The organism is Polaromonas aquatica, assembly GCF_042659145.1.
Lineage (GTDB): Bacteria > Pseudomonadota > Gammaproteobacteria > Burkholderiales > Burkholderiaceae_C > Polaromonas > Polaromonas aquatica.
Genome location: NZ_JBHSRS010000082.1, coordinates 56,956 through 80,149, shown reverse-complemented (window position 1 = coordinate 80,149; position 23,194 = coordinate 56,956). Strand labels below are relative to the sequence as shown.

Genomic DNA, 23,194 nt, shown 5'->3' with positions numbered 1-23,194 from the left:
CGTGCGGGCGCAGCGGCAAACTGCGCCGCTATGGACACCACTTCTTCCTCACCGGCAAAACCTGCCAACGGCGGCCCGCTGGCCGGCCTCAAGGTCATTGAACTCGGGCAACTGATCGCCGGGCCCTTTGCGGCCAAAACACTGGCCGACTTTGGCGCCGAAGTCATCAAGATCGAACCGCCCGGCGTGGGCGATCCCTTGCGCAAATGGCGCTTGCTGAAAGACGGCACCTCCGTCTGGTGGCAGGTGCAGTCGCGCAACAAGCGCTCACTGGCCCTGGACCTGAGGCAGGCTGAAGCGCAGGAGATTGTGCGCAAGCTGGCACTTGACGCCGATGTGCTGATAGAGAACTTTCGCCCCGGTGCCATGGAAGGCTGGGGCCTGGGCCCGGAGGATTTGCAAAAAATCAACCCGCGCCTGATCATGCTGCGCATCAGCGGCTACGGCCAGACCGGACCCTACCGCGACCGGCCCGGTTTTGGTGTGGTGGCCGAAGCCATGAGCGGCCTGCGCCACCTCACGGCCGAACCGGGCCGCGTGCCAGTGCGCGTGGGTGTCAGCATTGGCGACACGCTGGCCTCACTGCACGGCGTGATCGGCATACTGATGGCGCTGCACCACCGGAGCAGCCACGGTGTCGGGCAGGTGATTGACGTTGCGCTGTATGAAGCGGTTTTTAACTGCATGGAAAGCCTGCTGCCCGAGTATGACGCTTTCGGTGCAGTGCGCGAGGCCGCCGGAAGCGCCCTGCCCGGCATTGCCCCCACCAACGCCTACCGCTGCAGCGACGGCGGTTATGCGCTGATCGCCGGCAATGGCGACAGCATTTACAAAAGGCTGATGAACGCCATTGGCCGGGAGGACCTGGGCAACGATCCGGCGCTGGCCGACAACGCCGGCCGCGTCAAACGCGTCGTTGAACTGGACGACGCCATAGGCCAATGGACGGCACAACGTACGGTGGCCGAAGTGCTGGCGGTGCTGGATGCCGCTTCGGTGCCCGCAGGCCGTATTTACAACATCGCCGACATCGCGGCAGACCCGCACTACAAGGCGCGCGGCATGCTGGCGCAAACCCGAATGGATGACGGCAGTTTGCTGGCCTTGCCGGGCATCGTGCCCAAACTCTCCCTGACACCCGGCGGGCACAGGCGCAATGCGCCGGCGCTGGGGCAGGACACCGACGCCGTGCTGCATGAACTCGGCTTGACCCCGGCGCAAATCCAGGGCCTCAAGGACAAGGGCATTGTTGCGGGAACACAGGCATGAAAAGGATTTATCTCAACGAAGTCGCCACGCGGGATGGTTTTCAAATTGAGCCGACTTTCGTCCCGACCGACACCAAGGTCGCGCTGGTCGATGCGCTCAGCGAATGCGGCTACGCCAAGATCGAGGTCACCTCCTTCACCTCGCCCAAAGCCATCCCCATGCTGCGCGACGCAGACGAGGTGATGGGCCGCATACGCCGCGTGCCCGGTGTGGAATACACGGTACTGGTGCCAAACAAACGAGGTGCGGAGCGCGCGCTGGAGGCCAAGGCCGATGAGCTCAACCTTGTCATGTCGGTCTCTGAAACCCATAACCGCGCCAACCTGCGCATGTCCATGGCCGACAGCTTTGCGGCCCTGGGCGATGTCATCAAACTCGTCGATGGCCGCACGCCCATCAACATCTCGCTGTCCTGCGCTTTTGGCTGCCCCATGGAGGGCGACGTGCCGCAGCAGCATGTGCTCGACTGGGCACAGCGCTTTTGCGACATTGGCGTGCGCGGCTTCACGATTTGCGACACCACCGGCATGGCGCACCCGGTGCAGGTCAGCCGCATGGTTGAAGCGCTTCAGGGCAGCGTGCTGAAACATCGCCCCGAACTGCAGCTGGCCCTGCACTTTCACAACACCCGCGGCATGGGCCTGGCCAATGTACTGGCCGGCGTGCAGGGCGGCATCACGCGTTTTGACGGCTCACTGGGCGGCCTGGGCGGCTGCCCCTATGCGCCCGGCGCCAGCGGCAACATCAGCAGCGAAGACGCCATCCACATGCTGGACGCCATGGGTTACGACACCGGCATCGACCTCGACAAACTGCTCGGCGTGGCGCGCCAGATGCCGGACATCGTGGGCCATGAAGTGCCGGGCCAGGTAGCCAAGGCCGGGCGCATCACAGACCTGCACCCCGCACCGCCTGAAACCACCCCGGCATGATTGGGTACCTGGACCACCTGGTGCTGACCACTGCCGACGAGGCAGCCTGCACGGATTTTTATGTACGCGTGCTGGGCATGACGCTGGAACGCTTCACAGGCGGCACGCCACCCGTGGAACGCAAGGCCTTCAGGTTTGGGAACCAGAAGATCAACCTGCATGTGAAGGGCCGCGAGTTCGAGCCCCGCGCCCACCTGCCGATGCCCGGCGCGCTGGACCTGTGTTTTATGGCCAGCGTGCCGCTGCAGCTGGTGATGGACCGGCTGGCGCGCGAGCGCTGGCCCGTCATTGAAGGCCCGGTGCTGCGCACGGGCGCCATGCAAAAGATCCGCTCGGTTTATGTGCGCGACCCGGACCTGAACCTGATCGAGATCTCCGAGCCCGCCTGACAACGGCGCCCCTGAAACCTATAAATCCGATAAACCATGACAGGAGACAACACATGACTTTCATTTCACGCCGGGCGCTGCTCGCCGTCGCCGGGCTCGGCACCGCTGCCTGGCTGAACCCGGTGCGCGCGCAAATTGCCGGCAAGCCCGTCACGCTGATCGTGTCCTCGGCCGCAGGCGGCACCACCGACATCTCCGCACGCATGCTGGCCGAACCGCTGGGCAAAATTTTGCAAACCAGCGTGATCGTGGACAACCGCGCCGGCGCCAACGGCAACATCGCCGGCCAGATGGTGGCGCGCGGCCCGATCGACGGCAGCAGCCTGCTGGTGCAGTATTCGGGCTACCAGTGCATCACGCCGCTGATCCAGCCGGCGGCAGGTTTTGACCCCGCGATCAACCTTAAACCACTGGGTCATTTGATCGACGCACCGCAGCTGCTGGTGGTGCGCGCCAACTTCCCCGTCGACAACTTTGCGGACTTCATCAAATACGTCAAAGCCAATCCCGGCAAGGTCAACTATGCATCCAGCGGCAACGGCTCGCTGCAACACGTCACGACGGAGCTGCTCAAGGACCTGACCAAAACCTTCATGGTGCATATTCCCTACCGCGGCACGGGTCCGGCACTCAACGACCTGCTGGCCGGCACGGTGGATTTCACCATCACCACACCGCCGCCGCTGCTGCCACACATCCGCGCCGGCAAGCTCAAGGCCTTGATGGTGACCGGGCGCAACCGGCTGGCAGCGCTGCCCGGCATTCCCACGGCCACCGAAATGGGCGTGCCGCTGGTGGCCTCGTCGTGGTTTGCGGTTTATGGGCCGACCGGCATGTCGGCAGACCTGCAAAACCGGCTCTCGCTGGCGATCAAACAGGTCGTGGAATCGGACAGTTTCAAAAAGCGCGCGGAAGACCAGGGCGCCAAGGCGGTGGTCATGAGCAGCGCCGAGCTGGCCGCGCTGGAAGCGAACGAGCGCAAGATGTGGGCGCGCATTGTCAAGGTCGCGAATATCAAGGCCGACTAGAAATAAGGCCCCCACGCTTGTCGCTTCGCGTACTACACTGCCCCCCAGAGCCGCCGCGCCTACGGCCCCGGCCTGGTTCGGGAAAGCACGCCCTGCGCCGCTTTCTCTGAGCGCTGAAAGATCAGCTCAGATCAGCAATCAGGTCTATGTACTGCTGCATGGCATCGTCCTGCGAGGTGCCTTTGAGGCTGTTCCACGCATCCCACTTGGCGCGCGCCACCATGTCGCCAAAACCTGGCTTCTTGTCGGCGTTGTCGCCGGCGCTGCCCTGTTTGTAGAGCGCGTAGATTTTCAGCAGCGTGGCGTTATCGGGCCGCTCGCTGAGGTTTTTGGAATCGGCCATGGCTTTGTCAAAAGCGGCTTTCAGGTCTGACATGGGAATGCTCCGTTTTAGAAGAAGGTCACCAATGAAGGTGCTTGGGGTAACTGCCCGGTATCTTAGCCAGACACTTGCCCCCAAAATAGGGGCTTGCCCCCACGCTTTTCACTGCGTTTAATACGCGGCCCTCCGAAGGGGCTAGTTTTTCTTGGGGGCGCCCAGCGAAAAATTGTTGCTTGCCCGCATTATCTTTGTTTTGGAGTGTCCATGGTCACACGCGTCACAGCCCGGTCAGCGGGTAAACAGGCCGCGCAAAAAGTAGCAAGAAATGTCCAGAAAAACGTGACCCGTGCCGTCTCGGGCACACTGGGCCTGTCGGGCGAACGCATGAGCAAGGTCGATACCGCCTGGCTGCGCATGGACTGCGATGCCAACCTCATGATGATCGTGGGCGTGTGGCAGCTGGCACCGGGCGTCAAGCATGCTGCGGTGTGCGAGCGTATTGAAAACAGCCTGCTCAAGTACGACCGCTTCAGGCAGCGCGTGGTGGAAGACGCCGGCGGCGCCACCTGGGTGAACGACCGCAACTTTGACCTGGCAAACCACGTGGTGCTGGAAAAACTGCCGAAAGCGGCAGGCGGCAACCAGCAGGAAGCGCTGCAGGACCGCGTCGCCGCGCTGGCCACCCAGCGGCTGGACCCGAAACGCCCGCTCTGGCAAATCCACCTGGTCGAGGATTACACCGGTTCCGACGGCGTCAAGGGCAGCGCCATGATTGTGCGCATCCACCACTGCATTGCCGATGGCATTGCGCTGATCTCGGTGACCATGTCGCTGGTCGACGGCGGTGCGCCGCCGCCGGAGCGGCGCAAAAAGAATGCCGCGGCAACGGGTGCCGAAGACTGGATTGCCGACACCCTGCTCAAACCCTTCACCGACATCACCGTCAAGGCGCTGGGCGCTGTGGGCGAAGGCGCAGCGCGCTCCCTGGGCATGCTGGGCGACCCGAAAAAAGGCATGGAGCAGGGCATGCACGGCTCCATGGACATGGCCAGGATTCTTTTGCAGGTGCTCAAGGACGGCGCCGCCATGGCGCTGATGCCGGACGATTCGAAAACCCGGCTCAAGGGCAAACCCGGCGGCAGCAAAAAAGTGGCCTGGTGCCAGCCGATTCCGCTGGACGAGGTCAAGGCCATCGGCAAGGCGCTCAATTGCTCCATCAACGACGTGCTGCTGAGCTGCGTGGCCGGTGCCCTGGGCGAATACCTCAAGTCGCTTGGCGATGATGTCACCGGCCAGGAGATTCGTGCCATGGTTCCGGTCAACCTGCGCCCGCTGGACCAGGCCTACAAGCTGGGAAACCGCTTTGGCCTGGTGCCGCTGGTGCTGCCCATAGGCGTGGACAACCCTATCGAGCGTGTTTACGAAGTCCGCCGGCGCATGGCTGCGTTAAAGGGCAGTTACCAGCCGCTGCTGGCTTTCAGCCTGCTTGCCGTGGCGGGCCTCCTGATCAAGCCGGCGCAGGACATGATGCTCAACCTGTTTTCCAAAAAGACCACGGCCGTGATGACCAACGTGCCGGGACCGCGTGAAAAACTCAAGTTCTGCGGCTCCACGCTGGAGCAAAGCATGTTCTGGGTGCCGCAGTCGGGCGACGTGGGCCTGGGCGTGTCAATCTTGAGCTATGGCGGCGGCGTGCAGTTCGGCGTAATCACCGACAGCAAGCTCTGCCCCGAGCCGCAGCGCATCATCGACGAATTTGTGCCCGAGTTTGCCAAGCTGTCCATCGTGACCCTGATGCTGCCCTGGGGCGAATAAAACCCCTCGACAAGGTCGTTTACAGCCTTTTTCAAGCGCTTCAGGCCCGTGGCCGCCTGAATATGCGCGCAACAAGCTATCAATTTAATAGCAAATAAAGCACAAACTCACGCGCCGAAGCGTCGCGATGCGATCTCCAGCAGGCCGTCAAAGATCAGGCTCTCCACCAGCTCGACCTGGACGGACATGCTGGGCGCCATCTTCCAGCCGGCGCCGCCGGTCATGATGCACGCCGGCGCTTCGCCGCAGTGGCGGGTGATGTTCTCGACCATGCGCTGCACGGCCCCGGCGATGGCAAAGGTTCCGCCGCTGGTGAGCGCATCGCTGGTGTTGGTGGGGAAATCGCGTACGTCACCGGTCGGCACGTGCAGGCCGGCGGTGCCCGATTCGAGCGCGCGCAGCATGATGCCGTGGCCGGGCAGAATGATGCCGCCCAGGAATTTCCCGGTGGCGTCAATGGCCTCCACCGTCACGGCCGTGCCCACCATCACCACGATGCAGGGTTTGTTGATGCCGCGCCGCAAAAGCCGGTGGCGCGCGCCTATCATCGCCACCCAGCGGTCAGCGCCCAGCCGTGCCGGGTGGTCGTAACCGTTGGTCAGCCCGGCCTCCTGGGGGCTGGACACTACCCAGCGCGGCACCACGTCCCAGAGCTCCATCTGTTCTGCCACGCGCCGCTTGATGGCATCGCCGGCCACGATGCAGCCGAGGATTTTTGAAGGTGCGGGCATGGTGCTCCACTCCTCCTCGGCCAGCTTGTCTATGTTCTCCAGGAACACAGCGCCATGCGCCAGCAGCCCGGCACCCGCCGCAGCCGAGTCGTACTGGGCCCATTTCAGCCGGGTGTTGCCCACATCAAGCGCTAGAAAGGTCATGTAACAGGATTATGAACAGGTTTGCCGGGCAGCATCTCAAATCAGGCCGAACCAGCAGGCGCGCTGGATGGCTGCCAGTTTGTTGTCGACCTTGAGCTTGGTCATGGCATTGGCCAGGTGGAAGTTCACGGTACGCTCACTGCAAAGAAATATCTCGCTGCTTTCGCGTGCCGTCGTGCCCTGGAAAGCCAGGTTCAGGCATTCGAGTTCACGCGGGCTCAGGGGGCTGCGGGCTTCGGCCAGCGCCCGCTTCAGCAAGGGCCAGATGTTGAATGCGGACCAGGCCAGCAAGGCGGCCTCGCTGCGGTCATGCCACTGGCGCGGGCTGAACAGATAACATTCGAAGGCACGACCTACCGTCAGGGGAAATGCGATGCGGACGACACTTTGATATCCATGCGCGAGCCACAGCCTGCGCCAGCGCCCCAGGCTTTCGAAAGCGGACTTCGAGATGTCCTGCCAGGCGACCAGCGGCGCATCGGAGTCGCGCCAGGGCGCGCCGAAGTCCCGGCTCTCGGCCAGCGCTTCTGCTGCGTCCAGCAAACGCGGCGGGTGCAGAGCCAGCACCAACCGGTCCTCCTGCCCCCCGAAAGGGTCCGGTCCCAGGACCATGAGCGCCTCCACGGAAAACTCCCGCAGGGCGCAAAGCCAGTCGCTGACCACGCCATCAAGGTTCACACTGTCAAAGTTAGCAGGTAATTGCATCAACTCGTGCCAAAAAGAACAAGGACAATACAGCCAAATGTCAAAAGCCGCATCAATCAGTTTTAGGGTTGCACTGGAAAGGCACTCAAATTGAAAAGCGCCCGCTTCAGTGTCTGGCTCGCACAGCGTCCCTCGCTGCAGTGGCTGCGCGAGGAACTGCTTCTCGCTCCACTGGAACCCATTTTGCATCCATCCCCGCGGCGCCTGTGGTGGTTGGGCCTGTCTTTTTTCTCGGGCAATGCCCTGTTTGCATGGATATGGTCAAGCTGGCTGCCGCAACCGTATGAAAACCTGCCGCTAAGGGTCATGGCCAGCCTGCTGGGTTATAGCCTGATGACGCGCCGTGTCAACCACGACCCCGGCAGCCGCCTGACGCAAAGGGTTTTTGGCCTGGTGTTCTGGCTCGAACTGCCGGTCTTGTTTACCTGGATGTACCTGTGCAACAGCGGCAATACGGTGTGGCTGGCCACGATGGCGGCAATGGTACTAATTTACTACCATGTCACCGACTGGCGGCTTGCCACGCTGGGCACCATCACGGGCGGCCTGCTGGCCTGGGGCCTGTTCCTGCTCTTTGGGCCGACGGTCCCGCCGCTGCCCCAAGACCAGCGCGCAGTCCATGCCGTGGTATTTGCCTTTGCCTGGTCCATCGCCCTGGTGCTCAGCCTGTCGTCGGCCAACCTGCGGCGGACACAGCTCGCCAACACCCTCACGACCATAGGCATCATGGCGCATGAGCTGCGCACGCCCCTGTCCACGGCAGACCTGCTGGGCGACGCCATCAAGATGGAAGTGCAGCGCCAGCCCAACAACCCCAGGGCGCCGCAAATGGAAAAGCTTGCTTTGCGCCTGCACACGCTGGTGCGCAACATGAACCACCAGATCGACACACAGATCGCCAATGCCAAGCTGCTGCAGTTGCCCGAACACACGGAGATGGTGTCGGCCATCGGGCTGGTCAACGATGTCGTCGCGGCCTACCCCTACCAGTCGAGCCGCCAGCGGGAATGTGTGCGGGTGCACCTTCAGAGCGACTTCATTTTCCAGTCCTCGTCCAGGCAGTTCGCACAGGTGCTGGACAACCTGATCAAGAACGCGCTGCACTCGCTGATGGCCGCCGACTCCAAATACCCCCATGGAGCGCTGCGCATTGAAGTCGGCATGCAGCGTGACCGCGGGCGGATTTCCGTCATCGACGACGGCATGGGGATTGAAGCCGCCTTGCTGCCGCATATCTTCAAACCTTTCTTTTCCAGCAGCCGGGGCACCGGACACGGCCTTGGTCTGGCTTTTTGCCAGCAAGTGGTGCACAGTGCAGGCGGTACCCTGCAGGTGAAATCTGAATATGCCATCGGTGCCATTTTCACCATCGAGCTGCCGATTGCCGGCGGCTAGCGTACACACGGCTGATTTTGACAACCCTCATTAGACCGCCCATCATGTCTTTTGCACTCTACCGTCGCCCCGGGGGTGTGGTTTTCCTGGATGATGACCCGGACTACCTCGAAATGCTGGCCGAAGTCATGCCGACAGACTGGTATGTGCGCCTGTTCATCCGTCCCGTGGCCTGCATCGAGCAGTTGCGCACGGAGCCACCTCTCTGGGAAGCAGACGCCTGGCGCCAGCAGGAAATCATCAACCGCTGGAGGGAGGGCAGCGCGCTCATTCCGCAAATCCTCCAGTACTGGCGCGAAGACGGTTGCGCGCGTTTCGGACTCACGCAGGTTTGCGTTGTGGATTACTCCATGCCGGCCATGAGCGGGCTGCGGGTTTTGAGCGAGTTGACGGGCTGGTCGGGCGCACGCGTGCTGTTGACAGGCCGCGTCGATGAACAGCTCGCGGTGTCGGCCTTCAACCGCGGCCTGATCGAACAGTTCATTCCCAAGCAGGCTCCGGAGATCCGCCAGCGCCTGACCGACGCCATCGAAAACCTGCTTCGCGCCCCGGATGCCAGGCACCAGCAGACATGGCGCACCACCCTGACGCGCGAGCAGCACACGCTGCTTTGCAATCCGGCCATCGCCGAAGCACTGGAAGCCCTGGCACGCAAGCTGGGCTGGATAGAACACGTCGTGATAGGCGCCCCCTTTGGCGTGCTGGCGCTGGACGCCAGCGCCGGCGTGAGCTGGCTGCAGCTGGAGCCCGCCGAAAACCTGCCGGAACTCGCAGAGATGGCGGAGTCCCAGGGTTGGGATGCCGCCACGGTGCAGGACATCCGGTCCGGGGAAAAACTCATTGACCTGGAACTGCAGCAGGCCCTAGGCGCCGGGAACAAGCCCCAGCCACGCGAAGCCTTTGCCGCAGGACCTGCGCCGCATCTCCTGTACGCGGCCATTTTTCCCGTCGACGCAAGCTTTTCTCCCGGCATCGCCGCCGGCCATGAGCGTTTCATCGCCAGCCGGGGCGAACGGCAGTTGCAGGACCAGGACTAGTCTGCGGCCTGCCCGGCGCGGGCACGGCGCGCAATCGGCCAGTCCCAGGGCTTGACGATGGGGGCTATCTCGCGCGCCGCAGCCTCCACGTGGTCCAGCTCCGAATCCATCAAGCCCGCATTCAGCGTGAGCCGCATCATGGCGCGTCTGCTGCTTGTGGCCGGGGCGCAGAACATGGACGAAAACACGTTACGCTCCTCCAGCCGGTCACGCAGCACCATGGTGTCGGACTCCAGGCCGACCTCCAGCGCGATGATTTGCTGGCTGCCCTGGTGGATCGGATAGCCCATCTCGCTCAGGCTGCCGCGCAGGCGCCGGGTATGCGCATGCAGGCGCTTGCGCGCATCGTCGCTTTTGCGGATCAGCTCCAGCGTCGCGGCCAGCCCGGCAATTTCATGCGGCAGCAGGCTGGAGCTGAAGATATTGGGGAAACTCGAACACAGAATGTAGTACCGCATATGCGCCGGTGCCGTGAAAAACCCGGCACGCCCGGCAAAGGCCTTGGCCAGGCTGGCGGTAATGAAATGCACCCGGTCCGACAGGCCCAGCTCCGCGCACAGGCCAGCACCCTGTGGACCATGGGTGCCCAGCGAATGGGACTCATCGACCAGGATCATGCAGCCGCCCTGCTCGGCCACCTCGACCATCTCCACCAGGGGGCAAAGCGCGCCGGTGGTGCTGTAGACCGAATCCACCACCACAATGCCCGGCCCGTTTTTGGCGATCACGCGCGCCAGGTGGGCCGGGTCGTTGTGGCGAAATGCGAAGGCCGGTGCGCGCGCGGCGTGCGCGCCCTCCCACAGGGACGCATGGGCCAGCGTGTCGAGATAGACCGGAGTTTGCGCATCGGCAATGGCCTGCAACAGACCGACGTTGGCCGAGAAACCAGACTGGCAGATGAAACCGTCGTCCTTGCCGACCCAGCCGGCCAGGGCCATCTCGAGCGCGCGGGTCGGATGCTGGTTGAGGTGGAACACGCCGGACTGCACGACAAACTCCTGCTCCTTGCGCAGCGCATCCACCTGTGCCTGGACGATCTGCGGATGGCCGGTCACGCTCAGGTAGTCGTTGCCGTCAAGGCGGATGGCTTCGGAGCTGGGCACCTTGCCGTGCAGCATGAATTTGCCGCCCCATTGCTGGTCCCAACGGGGTTTGAAATCCCGTGCGATGCGCTGGGTCAGTTGATTACCAAGCGACGGATTGCGGGGCGTTTTGGCGACAGGGGAAATTTTGCGTTCAAGTACTTGCATGGTGTGACTCCGTTGATAAAAGAATCCACCATTGAAAGCGCTCTAACAGATTGATACTTCTTACCCCCTGTCAGAATTGACAGGGGGTAAGGTCAAAACCGCCTTTTAATCTGCTTGGTACAAACTAAGGCATTAACAAAAACTGCAACAAACCCTTTTCGGCGCCTCCATTTGTTACAAAACGTGCAAATAACGCAACAAAATCAGGCCTGCCGCCACGGCAGCCCGGCCAAACGCCAGCCGCCCTTTTGGCCGCGTTGCGCATGTTCGTCCGGGTCGCCTTCGAAGCCTTCCAGGATGTTGTAGGCCTCGATGCCAAGCTCGGCAGCACGTTTGGCAGCGGCGATAGAGCGCACGCCGCTGCGGCACAGCATCACGGCCTTTTTCCCGGCGGGCACTGCCGCTTTCAAACCATCGTCAAAACCTGCATTCAGCGCCATGCCCGGCCACTGCTTCCAGGCCAGGGGCACAGCCCCCGGAACAAAGCCCACCCACTCGCGCTCGGCATCGGTGCGCACGTCAAGCAATACCGCATCTCCGGCCTGCCACCACTGGCAGGCCAGTTGCGGCGATACATCGCCGGCATAACCCTGGGCGGGGCGCGCCTGCAGCAGCGGCCCGCCGCCGGCATCGTGACGCATGCCCGAACTCAGGTTGGCGGGTACGGCTTCGTCCATGCGTTTCGGCCGGGGCAGTCCGAGGCTTTCCATGGTCTGGACAAATTCAGCCAATGTCTTGCCGGCCACACGGGCATTACCAGCCTTCTCGGCAGCGATGGTGGAATGGCTGCGGCCCTGGTAGTCATGGCCTGGCCAGACAGTCGTGTCGCCGGGCAGCACAAACAGCACATCCGTCAGGCTGCGATAGAGGGCAGCGGCACTGCCGGACTGGAAATCCGTGCGGCCGCAACCGTTGATCAGCAAGGTGTCGCCGGTGAACACATGGTCCCGCCACAAATAACTCATGCTGCCGGCGGTATGGCCCGGCGTGTGCAATGCCTTGACGTGCTCGCCGCCGAAGGCCAGCACATCGCCATCGGCAAGCTGCACCGCCGCGGTCGTGATGCCACAGCCTGCCGGAACTGCAGTTTTCGCGCCGGCATGCTCGGCCAACTGGCCGGCACTGGTGATGTGGTCGGCATGGGCGTGAGTTTCAAGCGTCCACAACAACTTGAGGCCGTACTGCCGCAGGACGGCGAGGTCACGCTCTATCTGCTCATCCACCGGATCGATGATGAGGGCCTCGCGGGTACTTTCGTCAAACAGCACATAGGTGTAGGTGCTGGATGCGGGATCAAAGAGCTGGATTGGTTTCATGAAGATTCCCCGGTAAATGCAAGAAATGGCCCACGAACAGGCTCAGGCGAACTTCGCCAGCATCTGCGCCACATGGTCGCCCGACAGGTCGTCCTGCTCGATCATGCAGCCCACCATGGTGAAGAACGACTTGTCCAGCGCCTTGCGGGCAGCAGCCAACTGCTGGGCAATCTTCTCGCAGTCGGCATCGCCGTCAATCAGGCGCTGGACGCCGCGCAACTGCCCCTCGACGCGGGCCAGGCGCGCGCACAGCGCTTTTTTCTTCCCGGGATCTGCAAGTTGTGACATGGTGTAGCTGGCCGTGCGGCCTTCGGATTTATACCCCATGGAGTATACTGCGACTTTTATTCCTTATCACCCACCATGCACCCTTTTGTCCAGTCCGCCCTGGGCGGCATCATGATTGGCCTGGCCAGCTGGCTGCTGCTGGCTTCACTTGGCCGTATCGCCGGTATCAGCGGCATCGCTGCCGGCGTGCTGCCTCCCTCCAGCGGCGATACCGGCTGGCGCTGGGCCTTTCTGGCAGGGCTGGTGCTCGGCGGGGCTGCCACGGCCGTCTACCTGCAGCCACCCGTGACGGCCTTGCGGCCCACGGGACTGCTGGTCGTGGCGGGCCTGCTGGTGGGGTTTGGCACCGTGCTCGGCTCGGGCTGCACCAGCGGTCACGGTGTCTGCGGGCTGGGGCGGCGATCGGCCCGGTCCCTGGTGGCTACGCTGGTGTTCATGGGCAGCGGTGTACTGACCGTTCTGGCGGTCAACCTCTACCGCAGCTGATACCTGAAGACGGAGACTCAAAATGATCAAAAAATGGCTGGCCGCATTGCTGGCAGGCGCTTTATTCGCAACCGGGCTGGTGGTGTCAGGCATGACGCAACCAGCCAAGGTGATTGGGTTCCTGAATGTCGCAGGCATCGCGGACCCGGTGCGCTTCGGCGCATGGGACGCCAGCCTGGCGTTTGTCATGGGCGGCGCGCTGTGCGTGACACTGCTGGCATTTGCCATCACGCTGCGGCCCGGCAGGAAACCCTGGCTGGCGGAGTCGTTCCAGATGCCATCCCGGCGCGACATCGACGCCAGGCTGCTTGCAGGCGCGGTGCTGTTCGGCATGGGCTGGGGCCTCGTCGGCTATTGCCCTGGCCCGGCCATTGCGTCCTTGCTCACGGGCGGCATGGACGCTATTATTTTTATAGCCTCTCTCGCGCTTGGAATGGCCGCCGCAAAGCAATTCACTGCATAAATCAGGGTTGAATGAGGCAGAATCGGGTGAAACCTGCCGATCGGAGACCTTGATGCCCGCTACCCGCACTGACAGCCCCAACGCACCAGAAACCATCCCCGACAAGACGGCCAAAGCCCTGGCAAAAGTCACCGCGCAATGGCAGCCCCCCGTCATTGGCAGCAAGGCCAGGGCCTGCACCATGGCCGACTTCGATCCTTCCGCCAAGCCCTTCTCCAGCGGCGACAAACAGCAGGACAAGGCTGCTGTGGAGGTACTGGCCGGCGAACTCGACGTACTGCAAAACCTGTTCTACGCGGACAAGCGCTACAAGCTTCTGGTGATCCTCCAGGGCACCGACACCTCCGGCAAGGACGGCACCCTGCGCGGCGTGTTCAGCCGCATGACGCCGCTTGGCGTGCACACGGTCGGCTGGAAAGCGCCCACCGAAAACGAACGAGCACACGACTACCTGTGGCGCATCCACCAGCAAATGCCGGGCGCCGGCGAGATCATGATTTTCAACCGCAGCCACTACGAAGACGTGCTGGTGCCGCCCGTCAACGGCTGGATCACGACCGAGCAGACGGCGCAGCGTTATGCGCACATCAATGATTTCGAGCGCATGCTCAGCGAGACCGGCACGGTGATTCTCAAGTTCATGCTGCACATCAGTTTTGACGAACAGCGCGAGCGGCTGCAGGAGCGTATCGACGACGTGGCCAAACACTGGAAGTTCGCCATGGGCGACCTCGATGCGCGCAAGCAGTGGAAGCCCTACCAGCAGGCCTACGAAAACCTGCTCAATGCCACCAGCACGCCGTGGGCGCCCTGGACGGTGGTGCCGGCCGACTCCAAAACGCACCGCAACCTGATGATTGCCACCCTGGTGCGCGATGCCCTGCAAAAGCTCGAATTGCGCTACCCGCCCGGCGACCCGGCGCTTGAAGGCGTCAAGGTCATCTGAACAGCAGCCTCAGTGGCCGCCGCCCAGGTAGGCCGCCTTGACGGCCGGGTCGTCGCGCAGCTTTGACGCATCTCCGTGCACCGAGATACGCCCGTTCTCCAGCACATAGCCGTAGTCCGCCACTTTCAGCGCCGCAGCGGCAAACTGCTCGACCAGCAGCATGGTGACGCCCCGCGCTTTCAGGCTGGCAATGATGCGAAACACCTCCTCCACCAGGATCGGGGCCAGTCCCATGGAGGGTTCATCGAGCAACACGATTTCGGGGTTCAGCATGACCGCACGCGCCATGGCCAACATTTGCTGCTCGCCGCCCGAGAGGGTTCCGGCCAGCTGCGTGCGGCGCTCCTTCAGGCGTGGAAACAGGTCCATGGCGCGCTCCAGGTCACCCGCCACATCACCCTTGGGGCGGCTGCCCGTCAGGCGCGGAAAGGCGCCCAGCAACAGGTTGTCGGTCACTGACATGGTGGCAAATACACGCCGGCCTTCAGGTGAATGCGCAAGGCCCTGTTTGGCAATGGTGTACGACTCCAGGCCGTCCACACGTTTTCCGCTCAGCGTGATCTCACCGGCGGTTGGCTTGATCATGCCGGACACGGCACGCATGGTGGTGGTTTTCCCGGCGCCGTTGGAGCCAATCAATGTGACCACCTTGCCCTTGGGCACGTCAATTGAAATGCCGTGCAGCACCTGCACCTTGCCGTAGCCAGCTTCGAGGTTTTTAATACTCAGCATATTGAAATCCTTCCGGCTTATGCAGCCGTTCCGCCAAGATACGCCTCGACCACTTTTTCATCAGCCTGCACTTCAGCAGGTTTGCCTTCGGCAATTTTCTGGCCGAAGTCCAGAACCGACACCGAGTCGCAAATACTCATCACGACATCCATGTGGTGCTCAATCAGGATCACCGTGATACCGTGGTCGCGGATCTTGCGGATGATGGTTATCAGCTCCTTGATGTCCGGTGCGGTCAGGCCGGCCGCCGGCTCATCGAGGAGCAGCAGCTGCGGGTCCAGTGCCAGCGCGCGTGCAATTTCCAGCAGGCGCTGTTTGCCATATGGCAGGTTGCGGGCTTCTTCTGTTGCCAGGTCGCCCAGCCCCACAAAATGCAGCAGCCCCATGCCGCGATCGATGGCGGCCTTTTCCTCGCGCTTGTAACGCGGGGTGTGCAGGGACACATCAAGGATGTTGCTGGCAAAGGTATGGTGCAGGCCCACCTGCACATTCTGCAGGGCCGTCATCTCACCGAACAACTGCACATTCTGGAAGGTGCGCGCGATGCCCGACAGCGCAATATCAGAAGAGGTTCGGCCCACCACCGGGTTCCCGGCAAAGTCAATGCTGCCCGCCGTAGGCACATAGATGCCGGTCAGCACATTCATCATGGTGCTTTTTCCCGAGCCATTGGGCCCGATCAGGCCGTGAATCGTGCCGCGCCTGACACGCAGGTCCACATTGTTGATGGCCTTGAGGCCGCCGAACTGCATCAGCACGCCCTGCGCCACCAGCAGGTCACCGCCGGCTTCAGCGCGCCCTGTGCTGACGGCCGTCATCACGGCGTCCTCGCCCCCATCCACGGGCACCATGACACCGGCGCCCGAACGCACGGTCTTGCGGACAAACAGGCTGCGCACAAAACCGACGATGCCGTCCTGCAGGTAATACACCACAAAAAGAATCATCAAGCCGAAAATGCTCAGGCGCCAGTCGGTGATGGACTCCAGCCAGAAGGAGAATCCCGCAAGCGCAATCGTTCCAGCCACCGGAATCGCCATGGCTTTGGGTGTGGTGATTTTCCTGAAAACACCCACTGCGGCCCCCATGGCCATCAGCACAGCCAGCGCCGTGGCCACAGTCCGGAAAAGATCCAGGTCATCCAGCAGCTTGGGCAAAATCACGATGATGGCAGCCCCCAGCAACGCGCCCGAACGTGACTTGCGGCCACCCATGATGACGGCCAGCAAAAACAATACGGTCAACTCAAAGTTATAGGTGTTGGGCGAGATGTACTGCTCGGAATACGCATACAGCGCACCCGCCAGGCCGGCAAAACCTGCGCTGATCACGAATGCATAGACCTTGTAGCGGTAAACCGACACGCCCATGCAGTCCGAGGCCACGGGGCTGCCGCGCAGGGCTTCGAAGGCGCGCCCCAGTTGGGAGCGCAGCACCCGGTGCACAAACAGCAACGAAGCCAGCATCAGTACGGCCACGAACCAGTAGTACTCGGTCTCATTGAGCTGGTGGCCCAGCAGTTTGGGCTTGGTCAGGGTGATGCCCATGGGCCCACCGGTCAGCCAGTCCATTTCATTGATGAGTATCTGGATGATGGTGCCAAAGGCCAGCGTCACCATCGCCAGGTACGGACCGGTCACACGCAGCGCCGGCAGGGCCAGCAAGGCGCCAAAGGCTGCGGTGATCCCAATGGCCGCCGGCAGTGTGATCAGGACCCAGAGGCCGAACTTCGTGATCAGCACCCCGGCCGTGTAGGCACCAATGCCGAACAGGCCGGCGTGGCCCAGCGAGACCTGGCCGGTATAACCTACCACGATGTCAAGCCCGAATAACAGGATCGCATAGATCATGATGGTTTCGACCAGGTGGATGTAATACGGGTTACCCGAGACCAGCGGAAAGGCAAACAGCAGCACGACCGCCGCTAGCCCGGCTGCCCATTTCATGACATTTTTTTGTAGCATCGGACTCAGACTTTCTTGATGGCTGTTTTACCGAACAGGCCGGCCGGCTTGAAGGCCAGCACCAGCAACAGCAGAACCAGGCCTGGGACATCCTTGTAGCCGGTGGAAATATAGAACCCGGTGGTGGTTTCGGCCACGCCCAGAATGATGCCGCCGACGATGATGCCCATGCCGCTGGTCAGCCCGCCAATGATGGCAACCGCAAACGCCTTCAGGCCCAGCACCGCGCCCATGGTCGCGCCGGTCAGTGTCAGCGGTGCAATCAGGGCACCCGCAAATGCGGCCGTCGCAGATGACAGCGCATAGGAAAAAGTGATGACCAGACCCGTATTGATGCCCATCAGCTTGGCGGCGTCGCGGTCATTGAAGGTCGCCACCACGGCCTTGCCGTAAATGGTCTTGCGGTTAAAAAACTCCACCGCCAGCATCATCAGCACGGCGCCTATCACCACCAGGATTTCCATGGGCAACACATTGGCACCAAGCACCTTGAGCGGCGCTTCAGGCAAAGGCGACGGGAACTTCAGGTCATCGCGACCCCAGACGTTCTCGGCCACATTTTTGAAAATAATACCCAGCGCAATGGTGGACATGATCCAGCCGAACTCGCTCTTGATCTTGATCGCCGGGCGCACGCCTATGCGCTCCACCAGCCCGCCCTGGAGCAGGCCGAACACAATCACCAGCGGCAGCATCAGCCAGTAATTCACGCCCAGGTTGACCAATGTCAGCCCGATCATGGCACCCAGCATGAGCGCATCGCCCTGCCCGAAATTCAGGGTATCCGAAGTCTGGAATGTCAGCTGGTAGCCGAAAGCAATGACCGCGTAGATCATGCCCAGCGCGATGCCGCTGTAGACAAGTTGAAGCAGGATTTCCATGGATGCAGTTCCGCAAAATTGACCCCGAGGGCAGATCAGGGTCAGGATATGAAAAAGCACCGCGAAAGCCGTGATGGCCGACGCGGTGCCCGTCTGTCAAATCAACGGCTCGCCTGGCTTACTTCTTGACGGCTTTCACACGCACATCACCGCCTTTTTTCATGTCTTCTGCATAGGCATACACCACCCTGCCCTGCTTGACTTCACCAAACACCGGGATGTTGGCGCTGATGGCTTCGTGGTCGGTCTTGGAGAAGGGCTTGTCGTAGGTCGTCACGACACCGTCCACCTTGGCACTCAGGTTTTCAAGGGCGTCCTTGATCTTCGGTCCGTCCGTGCTGTTGGCCTGTTTGATGGCCGCAGCCAGCAGGTAGATGGAGTCATAACCCTGGGCAGCGGACACAGGTGAGTCGATACGGTTGTTCTTGGGCTTGAAGGTCTTCAGGTAAGCGTCGATGAACGCCTTGCGTTTTGGCGTATCCGGCTGCTGGATGAATGTTTGCGGCATGCGCGCACCTTCACCGCCGGGGCCGGCATTGTCTATGTAATTGGCCATGGACAGTGTCCAGCTGCCAACCATGGGCACTTTCCAGCCCAGTTTCGTCATGCCATTGGCGATTTGCGCCAGCTCGGGACCGATGCCGTAGGTCAGCACGGCGTCGGCACCGGCTTCCTTGGCCTTGAGCAACTGGGCCGTCATGTCGACGTCCTTGATGTTGAACTTCTCGACCGCCACCGGTTTGATGCCTTTTGCAGCAAGTGCCTTTTCCAGATCCTCGCGGCCGAGCTGGCCGTAGTTGGTTGAGTCGGCCAGGATGGCGACCTTCTTGAAACCACGGCGCGTGATGGCTTCTTCAACAATCATGGGGGCCTGTATGCTGTCGTTCGCTGCGTTGCGAAATACGTAGTTGTCAGGCTGGTCCTTGAACTGCTGCGTAACGATGGACCCGGTGGCCACGTTGTTCATCACGGGGATCTTCGCGTCCTGGAAGAAGCGTTGCGACGCCAGTGCTACACCTGTGTTGATATAACCGACTACAGCCGTGACTTTTTCCTTGTTGATAAGCTCCTGGGCGATCTGCACGCCGCGCTCGTTCTTGGCTTCGTCGTCGCGCTCAACAACCTGCAGCTTTCGGCCAAGCACACCACCTGACTTGTTGATCTCATCGACAGCCAGCCGGACACCATCACGCATGCTCACACCCATGGACGATGAGCCGCCCGTAAAAGGGCCATCCACACCGATCTTGATCGGGTCTGCCGCAACGGCCAGACCGGCGAAGCTGAACACTGCCGACGCCATGGCTGCCTGCGCAGCCAGTTTTGAAAATCGAATCTTCATGTTGTCTCCTGGGTTGATAAATGCATGCTGCATACGTGCAACCGGCCCAACAGGTCCGGGCACCGCTCATGCCCGGATCTTGGCGCCCGGGTGCGAACATCTAATCTATCCCACTTGTCCGATGTTGTCTCGGTGTTTTCAGCAAACAGACAGGAATGTCTGGCCTGCCCCGCTGCACCGTCTGTAAATGGTGCAGATAAATATCCCGCGCACGGCGTCCCGCGCACCCGCACAGGGCATGGCGGAAAAATCTACGGGTTTACCCGAGATCATTTATTCAAAACCTTGCCTGCGCGAATTTTGTTGCCTGGCCTTTGGTTGACGTTTACGTAAACGTAATATCATGCTGTTCTGACATTGAACCCATGACAGCTGCCGGAGCCCAGGAACAACATGACCGATCTATCTGCAGAATACAAAGCATTAGCCAGCTACCGTCCCACACACAAGGTGCGTTTTGTGACGGCCGCCAGCCTGTTCGACGGACACGACGCCGCCATCAACATCATGCGGCGCATCCTGCAAAGCATGGGTGCCGAAGTCATTCACCTGGGACACAACCGCAGCGTGGATGAAGTTGTCACTGCCGCGCTGCAGGAAGACGCTCAGGGCATTGCCATCAGTTCCTACCAGGGCGGGCACGTCGAGTACTTCAAGTACATGGTCGACTTGCTCAAGAGCCGCGGCGGCGAGCACATACAGGTGTTTGGCGGCGGCGGCGGCGTTATCGTGCCACCCGAGATCCGCGAGCTGCATGCCTATGGCGTCACCCGCATCTACAGCCCCGAAGACGGCCAGAAGATGGGGCTGGCCGGCATGATAGGCGAGATGGTCATGCGCTGCGACAAGGACCTGACCAGCTTCGCGCCCAAAGACATCAAGGCCATAGAAGGCCATGGCGAAATGAACTGGCGCGCGCTGGCCCAACTCATCACGGCTCTGGAGAACGATAAGGCCAATGCAGCGCTGGTCGAGACGCTGCGCACGCAGGCCGCTACCAAAAAAATACCGGTACTGGGCATCACCGGCACAGGCGGCGCCGGAAAGTCCTCGCTCACTGACGAGTTGATTCGCCGCCTGCGCCTGGACCAGAACGACAGGCTGCGTATCGCCATCATCAGTATTGACCCGTCACGCCGCAAGAGCGGCGGCGCCCTGCTGGGCGACCGCATACGCATGAATGCCATCAATCCCTGGACCGTCCCCCTTGCTGGCAAGAAAAATTCCGACAGCGGGCAACGCGTTTTCATGCGTTCGCTGGCCACCCGGGATTTCGGCTCCGAAATCAGCCAGGCCTTGCCGGACGTGATCGCCGCCTGCAAGTGTGCAGGGTTTGATCTGATCGTCGTGGAAACATCCGGCATAGGCCAGGGCGACGCCGCCATCGTGCCGCATGTGGATGTACCCATGTATGTCATGACACCCGAGTTCGGTGCCGCCAGCCAGCTTGAAAAAATCGACATGCTGGACTTCGCCGAGTTCATCGCCATCAACAAGTTCGACCGCAAGGGCTCGCTCGACGCCTTGCGTGATGTGTCCAAACAGGTGCAGCGCAACAAGGAAGCCTGGACCACCGCGACCGACAAGATGCCGGTGTTCGGAACCATGGCTGCTCGCTTTAACGACGACGGTGTCACCGCGCTGTACCAGGCGCTGAAACCGCGTCTGGCTGAGCTAGGCCTCAAGCTCGGCGATGGCGCCCTGCCCCTTGTTGATGTGCGCCACAGCACCAACCAGACGCCGGTGGTGCCGGCGGCACGCACGCGTTACCTGGCCGAGATCAGCGACACCGTGCGCGGCTACAAAAAACGCGCACGCGCCCAGGCCCAACTGGCGCGTGAGGTGCAGCAGCTCAAGGCCGCTGCGGCCATGCTCAAGATAGACAAACCCGAGCGCGCACCGGCAGCCGAAGCCGCACTTGATCTGGCCGGCCACCGCAAGGCGCGCATGGACGGTGATGCAAAAGCACTGCTGGCCCAATGGCCAGACATGCAGGCGGCCTATGCCGGCGACGAATATGTAGTAAAAATCCGCGACAAGGAAATCCGCACTGCGCTGACCACCAAATCGCTCTCCGGAACAACCATACGCAAGGTGGCCTTGCCCCAGTACGAAGACCACGGCGAAATCCTCAAATGGCTGATGCTGGACAACGTGCCCGGCAGCTACCCCTACACCGCCGGCACCTTTGCCTTCAAGCGCGAGGGCGAAGACCCGACCCGCATGTTTGCCGGCGAGGGCGATCCCTTTCGCACCAACACACGTTTCAAGCTGCTCAGCGAAGGCATGGCCGCCAAGCGCCTGTCCACCGCTTTTGATTCGGTCACGCTTTACGGCAACGACCCGCACCTGCGGCCCGACATTTACGGCAAGGTCGGCAACTCAGGCGTGTCGATTGCAACGCTGGACGACATGAAGGTGCTGTACGACGGTTTTGACCTGTGTAACCCATCCACATCGGTATCCATGACCATCAATGGCCCGGCGCCGTCCATCCTGGCCATGTTCATGAACACGGCGATTGACCAGAATCTCGAAAAATTCAAAAAAGACAACGGCCGCGAACCCACTGCAACCGAAACCGAAAAAATCCGCGAGTGGGTGCAAGAGAATGTGCGCGGCACCGTGCAGGCCGACATCCTGAAGGAAGACCAGGGCCAGAACACCTGCATCTTCTCGACCGAGTTCAGCCTCAAAGTCATGGGCGACATTGCGCAATATTTTGTGCACAACCGGGTGCGCAACTTCTACAGCGTCTCCATCAGCGGTTACCACATCGCCGAAGCCGGCGCCAACCCCATCAGCCAGCTGGCCTTCACGCTGTCCAATGGTTTCACCTTTGTGGAGGCGTATCTCGCGCGCGGCATGCACATTGACGACTTCGCGCCCAACCTGAGTTTCTTCTTCAGCAACGGCATGGACCCGGAATACACCGTGATGGGCCGCGTCGCGCGCCGCATCTGGGCCGTGGCCATGAAGGAAAAATACGGCGCCAACGAGCGCAGCCAGAAGCTCAAATACCACATCCAGACTTCAGGCCGCAGCCTGCATGCGCAGGAGATCCAGTTCAACGACATACGCACCACGCTGCAGGCGCTGATTGCGATTTACGACAACTGCAACAGCCTGCACACCAATGCCTTCGACGAAGCCATCACCACGCCCACCGAGGAGTCGGTGCGCCGCGCCATGGCGATCCAGCTCATCATCAACCGCGAATGGGGCCTGGCGAAAAACGAGAACCCCTCACAAGGCGCCTTCATCATCGAGGAACTGACCGAGTTGCTGGAAGAAGCCGTGCTGGCCGAGTTCGAACGCATCGCCGAACGCGGCGGTGTGCTGGGCGCCATGGAAACCGGCTACCAGCGCGGCCGCATCCAGGACGAGTCCATGCACTACGAGATGCTCAAGCACACCGGCGAGCTGCCCATCATAGGCGTCAACACCTTCCGCAACCCGCACGGCGAAGTGGTGCAGGACAAGCTGGAGCTGGCGCGCTCCACAGATGAAGAAAAGCAGAACCAGCTCAAGCGACTGGAAGACTTCCACAAGCGCCACGCAGCCGAGTCACCCGCCATGCTCAAGCGCCTGCAGCAGGCGGTGATTGAAAACCTCAACGTGTTCGAAGTGCTGATGGACGCAGTGCGCGTCTGCTCGCTGGGCCAGATCACCAACGCGCTGTTTGAGGTGGGCGGGCAGTATCGCCGGAACATGTAGTCGATACAACGGCGGCCACCTGGCACCGCGGCGCGGCGCGCA

21 protein-coding genes and 1 pseudogene are annotated in these 23,194 nt (G+C 61.7%); 11 read left to right on the top strand and 11 right to left on the bottom strand.

Annotation, left to right across the window (positions count from 1 at the left end):
- The first annotated feature begins 30 nt into the window (after positions 1-30).
- The 4 genes from ACFQND_RS18150 to ACFQND_RS18135 are packed head-to-tail and all read left to right on the top strand — an operon-like array spanning position 31 to position 3,618.
- Positions 31-1,269 carry a CaiB/BaiF CoA transferase family protein gene (locus ACFQND_RS18150; protein ID WP_371436896.1) on the top strand — a complete coding sequence of 413 codons (1,239 nt, stop codon included), beginning with the start codon at positions 31-33 and terminating at the stop codon, positions 1,267-1,269.
- The gene (locus tag ACFQND_RS18145; RefSeq protein ID WP_371436895.1) at positions 1,266-2,201 is read left to right on the top strand and encodes a hydroxymethylglutaryl-CoA lyase; all 936 of its coding nucleotides are present in this window, start codon (positions 1,266-1,268) and stop codon (positions 2,199-2,201) included. Before ACFQND_RS18150 ends, ACFQND_RS18145 begins: the two co-directional genes overlap by 4 nt.
- A complete protein-coding gene (locus ACFQND_RS18140; protein ID WP_371436894.1) occupies positions 2,198-2,590 on the top strand; it encodes a VOC family protein in 393 nt (130 codons plus the stop codon). Before ACFQND_RS18145 ends, ACFQND_RS18140 begins: the two co-directional genes overlap by 4 nt.
- A gap of 53 nt (positions 2,591-2,643) precedes the next feature.
- Positions 2,644-3,618 carry a Bug family tripartite tricarboxylate transporter substrate binding protein gene (locus tag ACFQND_RS18135; RefSeq protein WP_371436893.1) on the top strand — a complete coding sequence of 325 codons (975 nt, stop codon included), beginning with the start codon at positions 2,644-2,646 and terminating at the stop codon, positions 3,616-3,618.
- A gap of 121 nt (positions 3,619-3,739) precedes the next feature.
- Here ACFQND_RS18135 and ACFQND_RS18130 read toward each other — a convergent pair whose 3' ends face one another.
- Positions 3,740-3,994 carry an acyl-CoA-binding protein gene (locus ACFQND_RS18130; protein WP_371436892.1) on the bottom strand — a complete coding sequence of 85 codons (255 nt, stop codon included), beginning with the start codon at positions 3,992-3,994 and terminating at the stop codon, positions 3,740-3,742.
- 210 nt (positions 3,995-4,204) lie between these two features.
- Between ACFQND_RS18130 and ACFQND_RS18125 the strand changes: the two genes are divergently transcribed.
- The gene (locus tag ACFQND_RS18125; RefSeq protein ID WP_371436891.1) at positions 4,205-5,755 is read left to right on the top strand and encodes a wax ester/triacylglycerol synthase family O-acyltransferase; all 1,551 of its coding nucleotides are present in this window, start codon (positions 4,205-4,207) and stop codon (positions 5,753-5,755) included.
- A 107-nt stretch (positions 5,756-5,862) separates the two neighbouring features.
- Here ACFQND_RS18125 and ACFQND_RS18120 read toward each other — a convergent pair whose 3' ends face one another.
- A complete protein-coding gene (locus tag ACFQND_RS18120) occupies positions 5,863-6,630 on the bottom strand; it encodes a type III pantothenate kinase (protein WP_371436890.1) in 768 nt (255 codons plus the stop codon).
- Between the two features lie 36 nt (positions 6,631-6,666).
- Positions 6,667-7,335, bottom strand: a complete 669-nt coding sequence (locus ACFQND_RS18115) for a helix-turn-helix transcriptional regulator (RefSeq protein ID WP_371436889.1) — start codon at positions 7,333-7,335, stop codon at positions 6,667-6,669.
- Between the two features lie 90 nt (positions 7,336-7,425).
- Between ACFQND_RS18115 and ACFQND_RS18110 the strand changes: the two genes are divergently transcribed.
- Positions 7,426-8,730, top strand: a complete 1,305-nt coding sequence (locus tag ACFQND_RS18110; RefSeq protein WP_377414273.1) for a sensor histidine kinase — start codon at positions 7,426-7,428, stop codon at positions 8,728-8,730.
- A gap of 44 nt (positions 8,731-8,774) precedes the next feature.
- Positions 8,775-9,767 (top strand): response regulator, encoded by a 993-nt coding sequence (locus ACFQND_RS18105; protein WP_371436887.1) that lies wholly within the window; start codon positions 8,775-8,777, stop codon positions 9,765-9,767.
- Here ACFQND_RS18105 and cqsA read toward each other — a convergent pair.
- From cqsA to ACFQND_RS18085, 4 genes and pseudogenes are all read right to left on the bottom strand, one after another.
- Positions 9,764-11,017 carry an alpha-hydroxyketone-type quorum-sensing autoinducer synthase gene (gene cqsA, locus ACFQND_RS18100; RefSeq protein WP_371436886.1) on the bottom strand — a complete coding sequence of 418 codons (1,254 nt, stop codon included), beginning with the start codon at positions 11,015-11,017 and terminating at the stop codon, positions 9,764-9,766. The genes ACFQND_RS18105 and cqsA overlap by 4 nt on opposite strands.
- A gap of 203 nt (positions 11,018-11,220) precedes the next feature.
- Positions 11,221-11,658 carry a rhodanese-like domain-containing protein gene (locus tag ACFQND_RS18095; RefSeq protein ID WP_371437102.1) on the bottom strand — a complete coding sequence of 146 codons (438 nt, stop codon included), beginning with the start codon at positions 11,656-11,658 and terminating at the stop codon, positions 11,221-11,223.
- 174 nt (positions 11,659-11,832) lie between these two features.
- Positions 11,833-12,333: pseudogene (locus tag ACFQND_RS18090) on the bottom strand (MBL fold metallo-hydrolase); the annotation flags it as partial.
- 42 nt (positions 12,334-12,375) lie between these two features.
- Positions 12,376-12,660, bottom strand: a complete 285-nt coding sequence (locus tag ACFQND_RS18085; protein ID WP_371436885.1) for a metal-sensing transcriptional repressor — start codon at positions 12,658-12,660, stop codon at positions 12,376-12,378.
- A gap of 36 nt (positions 12,661-12,696) precedes the next feature.
- Here ACFQND_RS18085 and ACFQND_RS18080 point away from each other — a divergent pair, with 36 nt between their 5' ends.
- From ACFQND_RS18080 to ACFQND_RS18070, 3 genes are read left to right on the top strand one after another with little or no spacing between them, the layout of a single operon-like run.
- Positions 12,697-13,107 carry a YeeE/YedE family protein gene (locus ACFQND_RS18080; protein ID WP_371436884.1) on the top strand — a complete coding sequence of 137 codons (411 nt, stop codon included), beginning with the start codon at positions 12,697-12,699 and terminating at the stop codon, positions 13,105-13,107.
- 22 nt (positions 13,108-13,129) lie between these two features.
- Positions 13,130-13,570 carry a DUF6691 family protein gene (locus ACFQND_RS18075; RefSeq protein ID WP_371436883.1) on the top strand — a complete coding sequence of 147 codons (441 nt, stop codon included), beginning with the start codon at positions 13,130-13,132 and terminating at the stop codon, positions 13,568-13,570.
- 52 nt (positions 13,571-13,622) lie between these two features.
- Entirely contained in the window at positions 13,623-14,516 is an 894-nt protein-coding gene (locus ACFQND_RS18070) for a PPK2 family polyphosphate kinase (RefSeq protein ID WP_371436882.1), read from the top strand.
- 9 nt (positions 14,517-14,525) lie between these two features.
- Here ACFQND_RS18070 and ACFQND_RS18065 read toward each other — a convergent pair whose 3' ends face one another.
- The 4 genes from ACFQND_RS18065 to ACFQND_RS18050 form a co-directional block, all read right to left on the bottom strand.
- Complete coding sequence (locus ACFQND_RS18065) at positions 14,526-15,248, bottom strand: ABC transporter ATP-binding protein (protein ID WP_371436881.1); 723 nt, start codon at positions 15,246-15,248, stop codon at positions 14,526-14,528.
- Between the two features lie 17 nt (positions 15,249-15,265).
- Entirely contained in the window at positions 15,266-17,194 is a 1,929-nt protein-coding gene (locus ACFQND_RS18060) for a branched-chain amino acid ABC transporter ATP-binding protein/permease (protein WP_371436880.1), read from the bottom strand.
- Positions 17,195-17,217: 23 nt separating this feature from the next.
- Positions 17,218-18,093 carry a branched-chain amino acid ABC transporter permease gene (locus tag ACFQND_RS18055; protein WP_371436879.1) on the bottom strand — a complete coding sequence of 292 codons (876 nt, stop codon included), beginning with the start codon at positions 18,091-18,093 and terminating at the stop codon, positions 17,218-17,220.
- Positions 18,094-18,211: 118 nt separating this feature from the next.
- Complete coding sequence (locus tag ACFQND_RS18050; protein WP_371436878.1) at positions 18,212-19,435, bottom strand: ABC transporter substrate-binding protein; 1,224 nt, start codon at positions 19,433-19,435, stop codon at positions 18,212-18,214.
- A 393-nt stretch (positions 19,436-19,828) separates the two neighbouring features.
- Here ACFQND_RS18050 and icmF point away from each other — a divergent pair, with 393 nt between their 5' ends.
- Positions 19,829-23,152, top strand: coding sequence for a fused isobutyryl-CoA mutase/GTPase IcmF (gene icmF, locus ACFQND_RS18045; RefSeq protein WP_371436877.1), 3,324 nt, complete (start codon positions 19,829-19,831; stop codon positions 23,150-23,152).
- Positions 23,153-23,194 lie beyond the last annotated feature (42 nt).

What these genes read in the sequence shown, in the direction of transcription:
- ACFQND_RS18150 (WP_371436896.1), top strand. Translation starts at nt 31, where the DNA reads ATGGACACCACTTCTTCCTCACCGGCAAAACCTGCCAACGGCGGCCCG.
- ACFQND_RS18145 (WP_371436895.1), top strand. Translation starts at nt 1,266, where the DNA reads ATGAAAAGGATTTATCTCAACGAAGTCGCCACGCGGGATGGTTTTCAA.
- ACFQND_RS18140 (WP_371436894.1), top strand. Translation starts at nt 2,198, where the DNA reads ATGATTGGGTACCTGGACCACCTGGTGCTGACCACTGCCGACGAGGCA.
- ACFQND_RS18135 (WP_371436893.1), top strand. Translation starts at nt 2,644, where the DNA reads ATGACTTTCATTTCACGCCGGGCGCTGCTCGCCGTCGCCGGGCTCGGC.
- ACFQND_RS18130 (WP_371436892.1), bottom strand. Translation starts at nt 3,994, where the DNA reads ATGTCAGACCTGAAAGCCGCTTTTGACAAAGCCATGGCCGATTCCAAA.
- ACFQND_RS18125 (WP_371436891.1), top strand. Translation starts at nt 4,205, where the DNA reads ATGGTCACACGCGTCACAGCCCGGTCAGCGGGTAAACAGGCCGCGCAA.
- ACFQND_RS18120 (WP_371436890.1), bottom strand. Translation starts at nt 6,630, where the DNA reads ATGACCTTTCTAGCGCTTGATGTGGGCAACACCCGGCTGAAATGGGCC.
- ACFQND_RS18115 (WP_371436889.1), bottom strand. Translation starts at nt 7,335, where the DNA reads ATGCAATTACCTGCTAACTTTGACAGTGTGAACCTTGATGGCGTGGTC.
- ACFQND_RS18105 (WP_371436887.1), top strand. Translation starts at nt 8,775, where the DNA reads ATGTCTTTTGCACTCTACCGTCGCCCCGGGGGTGTGGTTTTCCTGGAT.
- cqsA (WP_371436886.1), bottom strand. Translation starts at nt 11,017, where the DNA reads ATGCAAGTACTTGAACGCAAAATTTCCCCTGTCGCCAAAACGCCCCGC.
- ACFQND_RS18095 (WP_371437102.1), bottom strand. Translation starts at nt 11,658, where the DNA reads ATGCGTCACGATGCCGGCGGCGGGCCGCTGCTGCAGGCGCGCCCCGCC.
- ACFQND_RS18085 (WP_371436885.1), bottom strand. Translation starts at nt 12,660, where the DNA reads ATGGGGTATAAATCCGAAGGCCGCACGGCCAGCTACACCATGTCACAA.
- ACFQND_RS18080 (WP_371436884.1), top strand. Translation starts at nt 12,697, where the DNA reads ATGCACCCTTTTGTCCAGTCCGCCCTGGGCGGCATCATGATTGGCCTG.
- ACFQND_RS18075 (WP_371436883.1), top strand. Translation starts at nt 13,130, where the DNA reads ATGATCAAAAAATGGCTGGCCGCATTGCTGGCAGGCGCTTTATTCGCA.
- ACFQND_RS18070 (WP_371436882.1), top strand. Translation starts at nt 13,623, where the DNA reads ATGCCCGCTACCCGCACTGACAGCCCCAACGCACCAGAAACCATCCCC.
- ACFQND_RS18065 (WP_371436881.1), bottom strand. Translation starts at nt 15,248, where the DNA reads ATGCTGAGTATTAAAAACCTCGAAGCTGGCTACGGCAAGGTGCAGGTG.
- ACFQND_RS18060 (WP_371436880.1), bottom strand. Translation starts at nt 17,194, where the DNA reads ATGAAATGGGCAGCCGGGCTAGCGGCGGTCGTGCTGCTGTTTGCCTTT.
- ACFQND_RS18055 (WP_371436879.1), bottom strand. Translation starts at nt 18,093, where the DNA reads ATGGAAATCCTGCTTCAACTTGTCTACAGCGGCATCGCGCTGGGCATG.
- ACFQND_RS18050 (WP_371436878.1), bottom strand. Translation starts at nt 19,435, where the DNA reads ATGAAGATTCGATTTTCAAAACTGGCTGCGCAGGCAGCCATGGCGTCG.
- icmF (WP_371436877.1), top strand. Translation starts at nt 19,829, where the DNA reads ATGACCGATCTATCTGCAGAATACAAAGCATTAGCCAGCTACCGTCCC.